Genomic DNA, 13,923 nt, shown 5'->3' on the forward strand with positions numbered 1-13,923 from the left:
CGGGAACTCGCCGCCTTGCGCTGGGTCAATACCGAGCAGCCCTCACCGTCGTAGGATGGTGACAAGCAGAATGAGGCAAGGCCATGACTCGACCCACCATCATGAAAGCGCATTACGGCAGCGCCATTCGTCTGGTGGCCCTGCTGCTCGCACTGCTGGTGGCGTCAAACAGCCTCATGAGCCACGCCGCCGTCGACAGTCACATGGCCGATTGCGGGCTCTCATCGCAGATGCAGTCGCCCAATACCGATACGCCATCGGACGAGACCCGCTGCTCGGCCTGCAGCATGCTCCCGCATAGCGGTGAGATGGCCGTTGATGAGTCGCCCTTCCCGGCCTTCGCTCCCGCGTTGGCCCTGCTCGATCACCGCTTGCCCCCACCGAGGCGTCCTCCCAAAGCCTGAGCGAATGCATGACGAGCCCGACCGGCTCGAAGACATTCCTTCATTCCTCAGGAGTCATTGCCATGATGACCAACTGCCTCGCCCTGATGGGCAACATGAGCTGGCTGGGCTGGCTGATGCCGCTGACCGTCCTTAGTCTGCTGGGCCTCGGTATCGCCGCCCTGATCAAGTACCTGTTCACTTCCACCCGAACCTCGACCGGAGCACGCTCATGAACCGACACACGACCTCCCTGCTGCTTTCCGCCACGCTTCTCCTGGGTGCCGGTGCCGCTCATGCTGCATTGCCCGACGAGGCGACGCTCTACAAGAACCCGCAGTGCGGCTGCTGCGACGAGTATGCGCGCCAGCTCGAGGAACTGGGCGTGACGGTGCATATCGTCGATGACATGGACATGGGCAAGATCAAGCAGGATGCCGGCCTTCCCTATGGCCTGGGCTCGTGCCATACCGTGTTGATGGGTGACTACGCCATAGAAGGACACGTGCCCTTCGAGGCCATCGAGCGGCTGTTCCAGGAGCGGCCCAAGGTCGACGGCATCGGCCTGGCCGGCATGCCCATCGGCACGCCCGGCATGCCGGGACCGAAGCGGGAGGACTGGAACGTCTACCAGTTCACCGACCAGGAGCCCGCTCCGTTCATGACACTGTGAAACAGGAGGCACCGGCTTCGGCCGGTGCCTGCTCAACACGTTGGGTTCAAGACACTTCGCTCGGCTCGACCAGCAGTCGATAGCCGATTCCCGCCTCGGTCTGGAGAAGCGAGGGAGCCTGCGGGTTGTCTCCCAGCTTGTAACGCAACTTGCTGATGACGATACGGAGATAATGCGTGTCCTCGACGTGGGTCGGTCCCCAAATATCGCGCAATAGCTGGGTCTGGGTCACTACCCGACCGGCGTGACGCCCCAAGCACTCCAATACGGCATACTCCTTGGGAGTCAGATGAATGGGGCGACGGTCGCGGGTGACGCGCCGAGCGGCGAGGTCGATCTCGAGCCCGGCATGCTGCAGGCGCAATGCACCAGCACTGCCCACAGCCGCTTCGTGCTGTCGCAGCAATGCGCGAATCCGCGCCAGCAGCTCCTGAATACCGAAGGGTTTCGTCACATAATCGTTGGCGCCCGAGTCGAGCGCCTGCACCTTCTCCGATTCACGCTCGCGAACCGATAGCACGATGACCGGCATCTGGCTCTTGCTGCGCAGTTCGCCGAGCACATGCTGTCCGTCCATGTCGGGCAAACCCAGGTCGAGCAGCACCAGATCCGGAAGCTGGGAGTCGACGAGAGTCAGCCCCTCCCTGCCCGTTGTCGCCTCGTTCACGACAAAGTCCTGCGACATCAGGCTAATGCGCAGGAAACGACGTATCTGCGGCTCGTCATCGATGATGAGGATGCGGCGGCGTTCAGTCGTCATGGACATGCCCCCGTTCCGGCCGCTCAAGCGGTAGGCGCAAGACAATCGCCGTTCCTCGCCCAGCCGGGCCGGGTTCCGCTTCGACACTGCCGCCGTGCGCCCCCAGCATGCCACGGCAGATGGCCAGCCCCAGACCGCTCCCATGACGTCCCCGGTCACCCTCGCCACCGGTAAAGAACATATCGAACACGGCTTCGCGCTGCTCCGGTGGTATGCCCGGCCCTTCGTCGGTGACGCGAATCTGCAGCTGTTCTCCGGCGGCGTCCAACCTGGCCTGAATCCCCACCTGGCCGCCCGGCGGCGAGAAGCGCACGGCATTATCGAGCACGTTAACCAGGGCCTGCTCGATCAGTGCCGGGTGCACATAGAGCAACGGCAAGCCATCGGTCTCTTCCCGCTCGATACGAACGGATTCCAACGCGGATCCAAGCCGCTTCAGCGCACCCGTAATCAGGTCGTCCAGCGAAACCCAATCGCGTTCTATCTTGAGGCTGCCATGGCCAAGCCGGGTCATGTCGAGCAGGTTCTGGATATAGCGATTGAGACGCTCGCTCTCGGCCAGGATGCCGTCGAGCAACTCGTGTCGATCCGAGCGGCTGAGTTGCGGCTCGAGCTCCCGCAGCGAGCTGGCCGAACCAATGATCGAGGCGAGCGGTGTCCGCAGGTCATGCGATACCGAAGAGAGCAGCGCCGAGCGCAAGCGCTCGTTTTCCTCCGACAGTCGCGAAGCCCCAAGTTCCGCCACCAGTCGCGTGCGCTCAAGCGCCATGGCAAGCTGTCGGGTCAGGGTGGTGATCAGCGTCTCCTGGTCCGGGTCCGGCGGCCCGTCGCGTACGGCGAGTTCCAGCCCCACGATGCCCAGCATGCGCTCCTGCTCCACCAGGGGCACGAAGCGCCAGCGCAGTGAAGTCTGAGCAGCCGTACCCGCACCGCACGGCTTGCGGTGCTGCCAGCACCAGGCGGCGGCCGCCGCCTCCGCGCTACCGAGCCCGACATTGGCCGGGACCGAACTGCGCACCGACAGCCCGCTCCCCGTTTCACTCTCGTCGAGGAAGACAACCGGCACGCCCAGCCATCGTTCCAATGTGGTGACACCGATATCGCGTACCTGCTCCCGATCGGTGGCCACCGAAAGCGCACGGGAAAGGGAGAGCAACCGGTGGGTCTGCTCGCGGCTGCTGCGTAGCGCCATCAGGCGCTGCCGACCGTTGCCGGCAAGCTGGCCGACGACCACCGCCACCAGCAGGAAGAAGATGACCGTCAATAGCTGCTCGCGCTCGACCATCGCCAGCGAGAAGCGTGGCCGGGTGAAGAGGAAGTTGAAGGCGAGAAAACCCAGCGCAGCACAGATCATGGCGGCCCGGGTTCCTGCCAGCGTGGCGCTGGCCAGCACGGCAGCAAGGAATATGAGCGACAGGTTAGCCAGTTCAAGCCAGAATTCGAGCGCCCAGGCCACCGCCACAGCGACAAGGAAGCTGCCCGCCACTACCGTCCCCTCGCGCCAGCCCAGCGGGTGTCGCCGGCTAACGGGACGGAAGCGGCGCCGCTGCCGAGCCTCGGCGACAACCACCAGATCGTAGGCGCCGCTATAGCGCAGCAGGCGCTCCGCCAGCGGACGGCGCCAGAAGCGCCAACCCGAAGGCCGTGTGCGCCCCACCATGAGGGTCGCAACCACCTGCTCCGTGGCGTATTCGTGAAGCTCCCGTGCCCGACCCGCTCCCTGGAGGATTCGCACCTCGCCGCCCAGGCGGGCCACTAGCGCAAGGATTTGATCCAGCTCCAGTCGCTGCCTGGCGCCAGCGCGACCATTGTCGACATGGACAGCGCGCCAGCTCACCCCCTCGCGCTGCGCGTACCGATGCGCTGCCCGCACCAGCGCGGCATCCTCGGCACCGCGGCCGGCCAAGGCAACCAGCAGTTGTGGTCGTGCCGGCTTGACCACATCAAACCGAGGCTCGTCCTCTTCCGCCTGGGGTACCGAACGATCCGCCATTCTCCTCCCGCCTATTTGCGCCAGAACATGGGCGTCAACAATACGAGTACGGTGAGTATTTCCAGCCTTCCGAGCAACATGCCAGCGCACAGCAACCACTTGGCGGCATCCGGCAATGAGGCGAAATTTCCTGCTGGGCCGATGATGTCGCCCAGCCCCGGGCCGACATTGGCCACCGCCGTGGCGGCCCCCGACAGCGCCGTGGTGAAGTCCAGTCCCATCAGTGCAAGCCCCAGCGCCAAGCCGGCAATGGTCAGGAAGAAAAAGAACGAGAAGGCCACCACGCCCCGAGTGATGTCGTCGGTCAGCGGCTGGTCGTTGTAGCGCGAGGCGAAGACCCCGTGGGAATGAATCAGGAAGCGCAGCTGGTTGCGCAGCAGGAGGAAGGCCACCTGGAAGCGGAAGATCTTCATGCCGCCGCTGGTGGAGCCGCTGCACCCGCCGACGAAGGTCAGATAGAAGAACGCCACGTAGGCCAGCGGCCCCCAGAGGCTATAGTCATCGGAAGCGTAGCCGGTGGTCGTCACCACCGAGACGACATTGAAGGCAACGTGCGTCAGGGCCTCGAACGGCGGCGTACCAAGCCAGACCCGCCAGAGGGAAAGCCCCAGGATGACCATGGCCAGCAGCATCAGGAGCCCCTGCACCTGCTGGTCGCGCCACAGCGCCATGTAGGCACCTCGCAGTGCGCGGATATAGAGTACGAAAGGCAGGGCACCCATCAGCATGAACAGCGACCCCAGCCACAGCAGGTGGAGCTGTCCGGCGTAGGCACCAAAGGAAGCGTCGGAATTGGCGAAGCCACCGGTGGCAAGCGAGGTCATGCCATGCACGACGGCATCCAGTAACGTCATGCCGCCCAGCCAGTAGCCCAACATGGCTATCAGCGTGAAACTGCAGTAGATGCCCAGGGTCGCCTTGGCGATACCGCCCGTGCGCGGCATGACTTTGTCCGACCAGTCTGACGACTCGGTGTGAAACAGGCGCATGCCGCCCACCTTGAGGAAAGGGAGTATGGCAATACCCATGACGATGATACCGATACCGCCCAGCCACTGCATGAGGCCCCGCCACAGCTTCAGCCCGTCGGAGAGCGTCTCGATGCTGATAAGTACGGTGGAGCCGGTCGTGGTGATGGCCGAAACCGATTCGAAGACGGCGTTGGTGAAGGTCAGCTGCGGCGCACCGAGTATCAGCGGCAAGCTGGCAAAGCCGCTGACGCTGACCCAACTGAAGGTCGTCAGCACGAACATCTGCCAGGGTTTGAGTTCGATCGCGGTGCGAAGGGTAGACAGCCACACCAGGCCGACCGCCGCCAGGACGATGAGGATCGACAGGCCGAAGGCGCGCGCATCCGGGTCTTGCTCGATGACCAGGACGATCCAGGGTATGGCCATGAAAAGCGCGAGTACCGTCCAAAGGACGGACATGACTCTTAGTACCGGCGTCCAGTTGCGCCAGTGGGATCTGAGACGCGAGCCCAGCTCATTCGCACCTCGTGCGGCGATACGCATTGGCTGACCGTCATCCTTCTACCCAACGTAACGGTATGAAAGCACAGCCCAACCTAAAAAAGCCGTAAAAATCGCTGCCAGTTCGCCTGGCCTAGATGCTATGGCTTGAGCATCTCCAGGTACTGTTTAAGAACGACCGCATTGTTGCGACGCTCATTCTTCGAGCTGAACACCAGCGTTACGCTGCCCCGCCGCGCGCGCTCCGCCAGTTCGCGCAGTGTGGCGCGATGAGCCTTGAGCTCCGCCAGATAGCGGCGGCGAAAGTCCCCCCAGCCAAGCTCGCCGTCATGGAATGCCTTGCGCAGTTCCTCGCTCGGGGCGATCTCCTTGGGCCAGGAATCGATCCTGGCGTCCTCCTTGGCTATGCCTCGGGGCCAGAGCCGGTCCACGAGCACGCGATAACCATCTTTCGTCTCGGGCGAAGCATAAGCACGCTTAAGCGTGATACTCACCGCAGCCCTCCCTTGATCATGAAGACAATGGACGATACGGCAAGCGTAGCAAGTCGCAATGGCCAGTGAATCGCACGCTAAACTACACCAGTCAACCGGCCGGAGGCTGAAACATGAGGAGGCGATCAGGCATACGACTTACATACGTTGTCGGCAATTTCCTACAAAACGGAAGTAGAACGGATGACATTCTCATTGCCCTAAAGAGGCTACCTTAGATCAACTCACGCCGGTTCTTGCACAGCAGTCGTGAGTCCCTTGCTTATGCCCGCTTTACTAGCGGGCATTTTTTTGCCCTCGGCTCGACGCCTGGCCGGAACCAACACTACGGTTCACTCTGTCGTGAGCGTCAAGCGGCCGCTTCTTCTCGGCAATTTCACCTCGCTCCGGCGAACCCGTGCGGTTGCAGTTTCAAGCGCGCTCAAGTGATGTCCAGCCTATCCCCCACGGCAATGGTTAGCCCTTCACCGGCCAGCAGTGTGGCGTTCTGGCCGAAGTACGCTCCCGGGCGCAACGGCTGTGTCTTCATCTGGATCAGCGTCTGCAACGGTTCGCCAGGCACGTCGATGGTGCCGCTGGTCTGTTCGATGGTGGTGATCTTGCAGCGCTGGCACGGCTTGCGGATACCGAAGCGATAGCGACCGTCCTGTGCCGATACCTCACGCCACCCGTCCTCGGCGAAGGCCGATCCTTCCTCGATGACGATATTGGGCCGGAATCGGTTCATGGGCAGCGGCTCGAGCCCCTTCTGCTCCAATGAACGATTCAGGGCTTGCAGGGATGCCGTGGAAGCGATCAGGAAGGGGTAACCATCGGCGAAGGCGGTATGGGCCGTCTCACCTTGCAGATAGCGGGACTCCACGGGGCGACGATGATCGTCGTCGAAACGCACCAGGCGAAGCCTGCTGCCGCGCAGGTCGCCAAGCACGCGGGTCAGCCAGTCGGATACCTCCTCACCCTCATCCAGCGCTTGGCAGGCATCGTCCCAAACGTAGGCTGTCAGCCGAGGCTGGCCACGGCGCTCCAGCGCCACAGCGCACGGCTCCGCTCCGGGATGGCTCAACACCAGCCAATCGTCATCGAGGTGCACCGAGACCCGCGCCATCGTCGGCAGCTGCCGCTGGGTAACGAATCGCCCCACCTGGTCGACCACCATCCAGTTGCGGTCGTAGGCCAGGCCGCGTATGCCCAGTGTGGCCCGTTCGAGCGGGATGCCACCGAGCGACTTTACCGGGTAGAAATTGAGCGCGGAAACCTTCACATACCGTTCCTCTGCATGACGTCACATTTTTTAACTCGCAGGTGAATATCGCGCTGAATAAGCTGTTTCTGCAAGCCAAGCTCAACCAAGGATAGGCATAACCCAAGGAGAGACAACCATGTCAAAACGCTTCGCTTACATCGCTTCCGCCCTGCTGCTCACTTTCGCTGCAGTTGCCCATGCCGACGACATCGAGGGCGAAGTCGAATCGGTGGATGCCGACAGCCAGACCTTGACCGTGCAGGGCATCACTTTCCAAACCGATGACAGTACCGACTACGACGACGGCCTGAACAGCTTCGATGACCTGGAAACCGGGCAGCGGGTCGAGGTTGACTACGAGTACGATGGTGAGCGTCACCTGGCGACCGAGATTGAACAGGACGACTGACCGTACCTGACGTTCAACGACACCAGACGAGCGGGCCGGCACTGGCTTCCATGCCGGCCGGTTCCGTAGGGCTTCGCTCTTTCGCGCCGTGCAAATTGAACCATACCATCAGAATTATTGATGGAAGCTGGCCTATCAATTCACTGGCAGCGTGGTTTAGTCTTTTCGCTCAGCCATAGCTTGCCAAGGACGCCGAATGTCGCCGGCCGATTCCCTACGCCTTATCCTGCTCTCGACGCTATGGGGCATGTCGTTCATCTTCATGCGCGTGGCAGTGCCCGAGTTCGGCCCGGTGCCACTGATCCTGGTCCGCATGGGTATCGGCTCCCTGCTGCTGTTGCCTCTGCTTTTCAGCCTGCGCTATATCACGCTGGTGTGGGAGAACAAGGGCGGCTTGCTGCTGCTGGGACTGGTCAACCATGTGTTGCCCTTCAGCCTGCTGGCATTGGCCACGGTGCGGCTCGAGGCAGGCTTCACCTCCTTGATCAACGCAACCACGCCGATTTTTACCGCCCTGCTCGGCGCGCTGTTCTTCACCACCCCGGTGCAGCGTCGGCAATATCTGGGTCTGGCGCTGGCCTTCTTCGGCGTCTACGTGCTGTCGGCCAATCGGCTGGACTTCGCCCTGGGCGGCGACGGCTGGTTCATTGTGGCTGCCGTCGGGGCCACCTTCTGCTACGGCGTGGCGACCAATTATTCCAAGACTTACCTGTCACACCTGCCGGTACGCGTACTGGCCGCCGGCAGTACCGCAATGTCCGCGTTGATTCTGCTCGTGCCAGGGCTGTGGCTGTGGCCCAGCGAGCCGATCAGCGGCCTGGCCTGGGCCAACGGCCTGGGGCTTGCCGTCTTCAGTACCACGCTGGCTTTCCTGCTCTACTTCGGGCTGCTCTCCAGCGCCGGCGCCACCGCGACCTCGACGGTCACGTTCCTGGTGCCGGTCAGTGCGCTGCTATGGGGCTACCTGCTGCTTGGGGAGCGTCTCAGTCTGCAGGTCATGATCGGTATGGCCATTACCCTGGCAGGGACTGCCATCGCCACCGGGATGCTTCGCTGGCGACGGCACGAAGTGGCTTGAACCAAGCCTAGCCGACGCCAAACGAAAGGCGGCAGCGTGGATCACGCTGCCGCCTTTATTGGTTGAGCCGCTACGTCGTCGGGACTGGATCAGAAGTTCGGCTTGCGCTTCTCGACGAAGGCCCCCATACCCTCCTTCTGCTCGTCGCCGGCGAAGCAGAAGGCGAACAGCGCGGTTTCCAGCGCCAGGGCGCTGTCGAGGTCCTGGTCCATGCCGTCGTGGACGGCCTGCTTGGCGGCGCGAACCGCCAGCGGGCCGTTGCCGGCAAGCTGCTTGGCGAGCTCATCGGCATAGCCCTCGAGATCGGCCTGAGGCATGACACGGTTGACCAGGCCGATGCGCAGCGCTTCCTGGGCATCGATCTTGCGACCGGTGGTGACCAGGTCGAGCGCCATGGCCGGGCCGACACGGCGCGGCAGGCGCTGGGTGCCGCCGAAGCCCGGGATTACGCCCAGCAGCACTTCCGGCTGGCCAAAGACCGCATTGTCGCTGGCTACGGCCCAGTCGCAGGCCAGCGCCAGTTCGCAGCCGCCGCCAAGACAAAACCCGTTCACCAGGGCGACCACCGGCACCGGGAGCACCTCCAGTCGCTTGATGGTACGCAATGCCTGGCTGGCGAAGGCGCGCGCCTCCTCCGGCGTCTTCTCGCGCATCTCGGTGATGTCGGCACCGGCGACGAAGGACTTCTCGCCCGCCCCGGTAATCAGCACGGCACGTAGGTCCGTGCGGGCTTCGAGCTCGGTCAGGATGCTTTCCAGCTCGGTCAGCACGCCGCTGTTGAGGGCGTTCAGCGCCTTGGGGCGGTTGATGGTGAGGCGCACGACGCCAGCGTCTTCAACCACATCGATCAGCTTCTCGCTCATGTGGGGCTCCTGGGTTGTTGTCGGAACGATACCGGCCAACCCTAGCGAACGCTTGGTTGGTCGGCAATCCCCTTAATCGTAAATATGGAAGCCTCGCCCCGTCTTTCGCCCCAGATAACCGGCCGCGACCATGCGCTTGAGCAACGGGCAGGGGCGGTACTTGGGATCGCCGAAGCCCTCCTGGAGCACTTCCATGATCGCCAGGCAGACGTCGAGCCCGATCAGGTCGGCCAGTGCCAGCGGCCCCATGGGGTGGGCGGCGCCCAGCTTCATCGATTGGTCGATGTCCTCGGCGCTGGCCGCGCCCTCCTGCAGCAAAAAGGCGGCCTCGTTGATCATCGGCACCAGCAAGCGATTGACGGCGAACCCGGGCGAGTCGGCAATCGCCACCGAGGTCTTGCCCAATGACCGCGCCAGCGCTTCGATGCTCGCCACGGTGGCATCACTGGTCTGCTCGGCGCGGATCACCTCGACCAGCTTCAGCACCGGCACGGGGTTGAAGAAGTGCATGCCCACCACGCGCTCGGGACGTTCGCACACCGCGGCAAGCCGGGTCAGTGACAGCGAAGAGGTGTTCGAGGCGAGTATCGCATCGTGGCTCAGCCGGCTCAGGTCGCGGAATAGTTTCTCCTTCAGCGCCGGCTGCTCGGGGGCGGCTTCGATGATGATCGCGCAACCACGCAGGGCCTCCAGCGATGTGGTCAGCTCGAGGCGCGCCATGGCCTCGCCTTTCTCCGCTTCGCCAAGCTTCTCCTTGGCGACGAGCTTGGCAAGCCCCTTGTCGATGGCAGCCTGGGCGCGGCCGAGCTGGTCATCGGCCACGTCATAGAGCTGCACGGGGAAGCCGCTCGCAACCAGCACCTGCGCAATGCCCTGCCCCATGGTACCGGCGCCCACCACACCGATGACTTGCTGACTCATCGTGTTTCTCCCGTTGAGTGCTTGCGCGCTTCTTCGCGCAGGACGAACTTCTGGATCTTGCCGGTGGAGGTCTTGGGTAGTTCGGTGAAAATGACCGTCTTGGGCACCTTGAAGCCGGCCAGTCGCTCGCGACAGTGGCTAATGATGTCGGCTTCACCGATCTCGCCGTAGCCCACCTTTAGCTTGACGAAGGCGCAGGGCGTTTCGCCCCACTTCTCGTCGGGCTTGGCCACCACCGCGGCCTCCTCCACCGCAGGATGCGAGTAGATGGCATCCTCGACTTCGATGGTGGAAATGTTCTCGCCGCCGGAAATGATGATGTCCTTGGAGCGGTCCTTGATCTCGATGTAGCCATCCGGATGCCACACGGCCAGATCGCCGGTGTGGTACCAGCCGCCCTCCAGCGCCTGTTCGGTGGCGGCCTCGTTCTTGAGGTAACCCTTCATCACGTTGTTGCCGCGCATCAGGATCTCGCCGATGGTCTGGCCGTCCTTGGGCACCGGTTCCAGGGTGTTGGGATCGGCCACGCAGAGCGCTTCAAGCATGTGGTAGCGCACGCCCTGGCGTGCCTTGATCCTGGCCCGCTGCTCCAGCGACAGCTCGTCCCACGCCTCGCGCCAGGCGCACACGGTCACCGGCCCGTAGACCTCGGTGAGGCCATAGACGTGAGTGACCTCGATGCCGAGCTTCTCGACCCCGGCGATCACCGAGGCGGGCGGCGCGGCGCCGGCGGTCGTGACCTTGACCGGGTGATCGAACTGGCGCTGCTGCTCTGCGGGCAGGTTGACTAGACCGTTGAGCACGATAGGCGCGCCGCTGAAGTGGGTCACCTTCTCATCGGCGATGAGGTCCATGATCTTCTTGGGGTCGACCTTGCGCAGGCACACGCTGGTACCGGCGTTGGCGGCAATCGTCCAGGGGAAGCACCAGCCGTTGCAGTGGAACATCGGCAGCGTCCAGAGGTAGACCGGGTGGTGCGGCATGGCCCACTCGAGGATGTTGCTCACCGCATTGAGGTAGGCGCCGCGGTGGTGGTAGACCACGCCCTTGGGCTTGCCGGTGGTGCCCGACGTGTAGTTGAGCGAGATCGCTTCCCACTCGTCCTCGGGCAGGCGGTAGGTGTAGTCCGGATCGCCCTCGCCCAGCAGCGCCTCGTAGTCGACCTCGCCGATACGACGCGCCTCGCCTTCATACAACGCATCCTCGACATCGATGACCAACGGCTTGATCGCCAGTCGCGAGACGGCGTCCTCGATCACGCCGGCAAACTCCGGGTCGACCAGCACCGCCTGGGCCTCGCCATGCTCGAGCATGTAGGCGATGGCCTCGGCGTCGAGGCGAATGTTGAGGGTATTGAGCACGCAGCCGGCCAGCGGCACGCCGAAGTGCGCCTCGAACATGGCGGGTACGTTGGGCAACATGGCGGCCACCGTCTCGCCGGGCTTGACGCCTCGCTTCTCCAGCGCCGAGGCGAGCCGGCGGCAGCGCAGCCAGGTTTCGCTCCAGCTGCGGCGGATGTCGCCGTAAATCACCGCGGGGTAGTCGGGGTAGATGGAAGCGCTGCGCTCGATGAACGTGAGCGGCGACAGCGGCACGTGATTGGCCGGCGTCTTGGGCAGGCCCTGTTCGAAGATGCTGTTGTTCATGGTGGGCTCCGAGTGGGTGTTCGTTATTGTGTGGTGCGGTTCGACGCAGCGCCCGGCGAGTCGGCCGCTGCGCATCGCCTCAGGAGGCGGTGACGTCGAAGTCGGCCAGGCTCGCCATGCCGGCCTCGATCACGCTGCGATTGGCGCGGCCAACCGGCAGCCACTGGCGCAAGGCGAAGTCGGCGGCGGCCAGTTTGGCCCGGTAGAAGGGCTCTGCCTTGCCGGCATTCAGGGCGGCGCGGGCCTTGAGCGCCGCGCGCCCCATCTGCCAGGCGCACAGCACATGGCCGGCCAGGCTGAGGAAGGGCGTGGCGTAGGCCTGGATGGCATCCGCGCCACGTTCGGCGTCGCGCCCCGCTTCGAGCACGATCTGCATGGCGGCTTCGAGGTCGGCAGCACCGGCGGCCAGGCTCTCGCCCAGGGCGACAAGCTCGCTATCACGCAGTTCGCTGGCCGTGGCCTCGACCTCCTCGATCAGCCCGGCCAGCGCCGCCCCGCCATCGCGGGATAGCTTGCGCCCGGCCAGGTCCAGCGCCTGGATGCCATTGGTACCTTCATAGATCGGCGCGATACGGGCGTCGCGCAGTAGCTGGGCGGCACCGGTCTCCTCGATGAAGCCCATGCCGCCGTGCACCTGTACGCCCATGGAAGCGATATCCACTGCCTGGTCGGTGGAGAACGCCTTGACCACAGGAATCAGGACGTCGGCGCGGGCCTGGGCGACCTCACGCTCGCCGGAGGCACCATGGCGAGCCACGTCGAGCTGAGCGGCGCAGTAGAGCGCCAGCGCCCGCAGGGCATCGGTACGCGCCCGCATGGAGAGCAGCATGCGGCGGACATCGAGATGCTCGCTGATGGTCGCCTCGCGGCCACGTACCCGGCCCTGAACGCGATCGAGGGCATAGGCGAAGGCGTGCTGACAGGCGCGCTCGGCCACGCCGATGCCTTGTACGCCCACCTTGTGGCGCGCTTCGTTCATCATGGTGAACATGTGGTTGAGGCCACGCCCTTCCTCGCCCACCAGGTAACCGATGGCACCCTCCTTCTCGCCGAAGCTTAGGGTGCAGGTCGGCGAGCCGTGGATGCCCAGCTTGTGCTCGATGGAAGCGCAGGTGACGTCGTTGCGCTGACCCAGCGAGCCATCGGCATTCACCAGGAATTTCGGCACCAGGAACAGTGAGATGCCCTTGTTGCCCTCGGGGGCATCGGGCTTGCGCGCCAGCACCAGGTGGATGATGTTCTCGCTGGCATCGTGCTCCCCCCAGGTGATGAATATCTTCTGGCCGTACAGACGATAATGATCGCCTTCGGGGACGGCACGGGTACGCACCTGGGAAAGATCGGAGCCGGCCTGGGGCTCGGTGAGGTTCATGGTGCCGGTCCAGCTACCCTCGACCAGCTTGGACAGGTAGCTCTGCTTGAGCGCATCGCTGCCATGATGCGCCAGCGCCTCGATGGCGCCGGCGGTGAGCATCGGGCACAGCCCCAGCGCCATGTTGGCGCCGTGCAGCATTTCCTGCACGCTGCTTGCCACGACCTCGGGCAGGCCCTGCCCGCCCAGCGCCTGCGACACCCCGATGCCGTTCCAGCCCCCCTGGGCATAGGCCTGGTAGGCCTCGGCGAAGCCATCCGGCAAGGACACGCCACCCTCTTCCCGGCGCACGCAGCCCTGGCGGTCACCACTGGCGTTGAGTGGCGCCCAGACTTCGCCGGCGAGCTTGGCGGCTTCTTCCAGCACGGCCTCGACCAGGTCTGGGCTGGCCTCTTCGAAACCAGGCAGGTCGAGCGAGCGATACTCGAGCAACTCCTCGAGCACGAAGCGGAAGTCACGGATGGGGGGGGCGAAGGGGAACATGGCACTACCTCGGGAAAATGATAACAGCGATAGTAGATTCACTACTTTTGGTTAACCATTATCCCTAGGTCGCAGCACAACGCAAAGCGCCCGATGCAAGGCACCGGGCGCAAACGAATCGGCTTGGAGGCGC

The 13,923-nt window shown here is 64.0% G+C and carries 14 protein-coding genes; 5 read left to right on the plus strand and 9 right to left on the minus strand.

Going from position 1 to position 13,923, the window contains the following annotated elements:
- Positions 1-83 precede the first annotated feature (83 nt).
- The 3 genes from ACOJCM_RS03725 to ACOJCM_RS03735 all read left to right on the plus strand — a co-directional run bounded on the left by ACOJCM_RS03725 (position 84) and on the right by ACOJCM_RS03735 (position 1,056).
- Positions 84-404 (plus strand): hypothetical protein, encoded by a 321-nt coding sequence (locus ACOJCM_RS03725; RefSeq protein WP_445210719.1) that lies wholly within the window; start codon positions 84-86, stop codon positions 402-404.
- Positions 405-466: 62 nt separating this feature from the next.
- On the plus strand, positions 467-619 hold the full coding sequence (locus tag ACOJCM_RS03730) for a hypothetical protein (RefSeq protein ID WP_445210720.1): 153 nt from the start codon (positions 467-469) through the stop codon (positions 617-619).
- Positions 616-1,056, plus strand: coding sequence for a DUF411 domain-containing protein (locus ACOJCM_RS03735; protein ID WP_445210721.1), 441 nt, complete (start codon positions 616-618; stop codon positions 1,054-1,056). Before ACOJCM_RS03730 ends, ACOJCM_RS03735 begins: the two co-directional genes overlap by 4 nt.
- Before the next feature lie 46 nt (positions 1,057-1,102).
- Here the strand turns inward: ACOJCM_RS03735 and ACOJCM_RS03740 are convergent, their stop codons facing one another.
- The 5 genes from ACOJCM_RS03740 to ACOJCM_RS03760 all read right to left on the minus strand — a co-directional run bounded on the left by ACOJCM_RS03740 (position 1,103) and on the right by ACOJCM_RS03760 (position 7,036).
- Positions 1,103-1,822, minus strand: coding sequence for a response regulator (locus ACOJCM_RS03740; RefSeq protein ID WP_445210722.1), 720 nt, complete (start codon positions 1,820-1,822; stop codon positions 1,103-1,105).
- Positions 1,806-3,809 (minus strand): ATP-binding protein, encoded by a 2,004-nt coding sequence (locus ACOJCM_RS03745; RefSeq protein WP_445210723.1) that lies wholly within the window; start codon positions 3,807-3,809, stop codon positions 1,806-1,808. The genes ACOJCM_RS03740 and ACOJCM_RS03745 overlap by 17 nt, the downstream gene beginning before the upstream one ends.
- Positions 3,810-3,820: 11 nt before the next feature.
- Positions 3,821-5,323: a Trk system potassium transporter TrkI gene (gene trkI / locus ACOJCM_RS03750; protein WP_445210724.1), complete on the minus strand. Its 1,503-nt coding sequence runs from the start codon at positions 5,321-5,323 to the stop codon at positions 3,821-3,823.
- Between the two features lie 98 nt (positions 5,324-5,421).
- Positions 5,422-5,775, minus strand: coding sequence for a DUF488 domain-containing protein (locus tag ACOJCM_RS03755; RefSeq protein ID WP_445210725.1), 354 nt, complete (start codon positions 5,773-5,775; stop codon positions 5,422-5,424).
- A gap of 421 nt (positions 5,776-6,196) precedes the next feature.
- Positions 6,197-7,036, minus strand: a complete 840-nt coding sequence (locus tag ACOJCM_RS03760; RefSeq protein WP_445210726.1) for an MOSC domain-containing protein — start codon at positions 7,034-7,036, stop codon at positions 6,197-6,199.
- Positions 7,037-7,154: 118 nt separating this feature from the next.
- Between ACOJCM_RS03760 and ACOJCM_RS03765 the strand changes: the two genes are divergently transcribed.
- Together ACOJCM_RS03765 and ACOJCM_RS03770 are read left to right on the plus strand one after the other, a co-directional pair.
- Positions 7,155-7,427, plus strand: coding sequence for a DUF5666 domain-containing protein (locus ACOJCM_RS03765; protein ID WP_445210727.1), 273 nt, complete (start codon positions 7,155-7,157; stop codon positions 7,425-7,427).
- A 196-nt stretch (positions 7,428-7,623) separates the two neighbouring features.
- Positions 7,624-8,505, plus strand: a complete 882-nt coding sequence (locus ACOJCM_RS03770; protein WP_445210728.1) for a DMT family transporter — start codon at positions 7,624-7,626, stop codon at positions 8,503-8,505.
- Between the two features lie 89 nt (positions 8,506-8,594).
- Here the strand turns inward: ACOJCM_RS03770 and ACOJCM_RS03775 are convergent, their stop codons facing one another.
- From ACOJCM_RS03775 to ACOJCM_RS03790, 4 genes are all read right to left on the minus strand, one after another.
- A complete protein-coding gene (locus ACOJCM_RS03775) occupies positions 8,595-9,368 on the minus strand; it encodes an enoyl-CoA hydratase-related protein (protein WP_445210729.1) in 774 nt (257 codons plus the stop codon).
- Between the two features lie 72 nt (positions 9,369-9,440).
- Positions 9,441-10,289 carry a 3-hydroxybutyryl-CoA dehydrogenase gene (locus ACOJCM_RS03780; protein ID WP_445210730.1) on the minus strand — a complete coding sequence of 283 codons (849 nt, stop codon included), beginning with the start codon at positions 10,287-10,289 and terminating at the stop codon, positions 9,441-9,443.
- Positions 10,286-11,935 carry an acyl-CoA synthetase gene (locus ACOJCM_RS03785; protein ID WP_445210731.1) on the minus strand — a complete coding sequence of 550 codons (1,650 nt, stop codon included), beginning with the start codon at positions 11,933-11,935 and terminating at the stop codon, positions 10,286-10,288. The genes ACOJCM_RS03780 and ACOJCM_RS03785 overlap by 4 nt, the downstream gene beginning before the upstream one ends.
- A 79-nt stretch (positions 11,936-12,014) precedes the next feature.
- Positions 12,015-13,790 carry an acyl-CoA dehydrogenase gene (locus tag ACOJCM_RS03790; RefSeq protein ID WP_445210732.1) on the minus strand — a complete coding sequence of 592 codons (1,776 nt, stop codon included), beginning with the start codon at positions 13,788-13,790 and terminating at the stop codon, positions 12,015-12,017.
- Positions 13,791-13,923 lie beyond the last annotated feature (133 nt).

The organism is Billgrantia hypersalina, assembly GCF_052584175.1.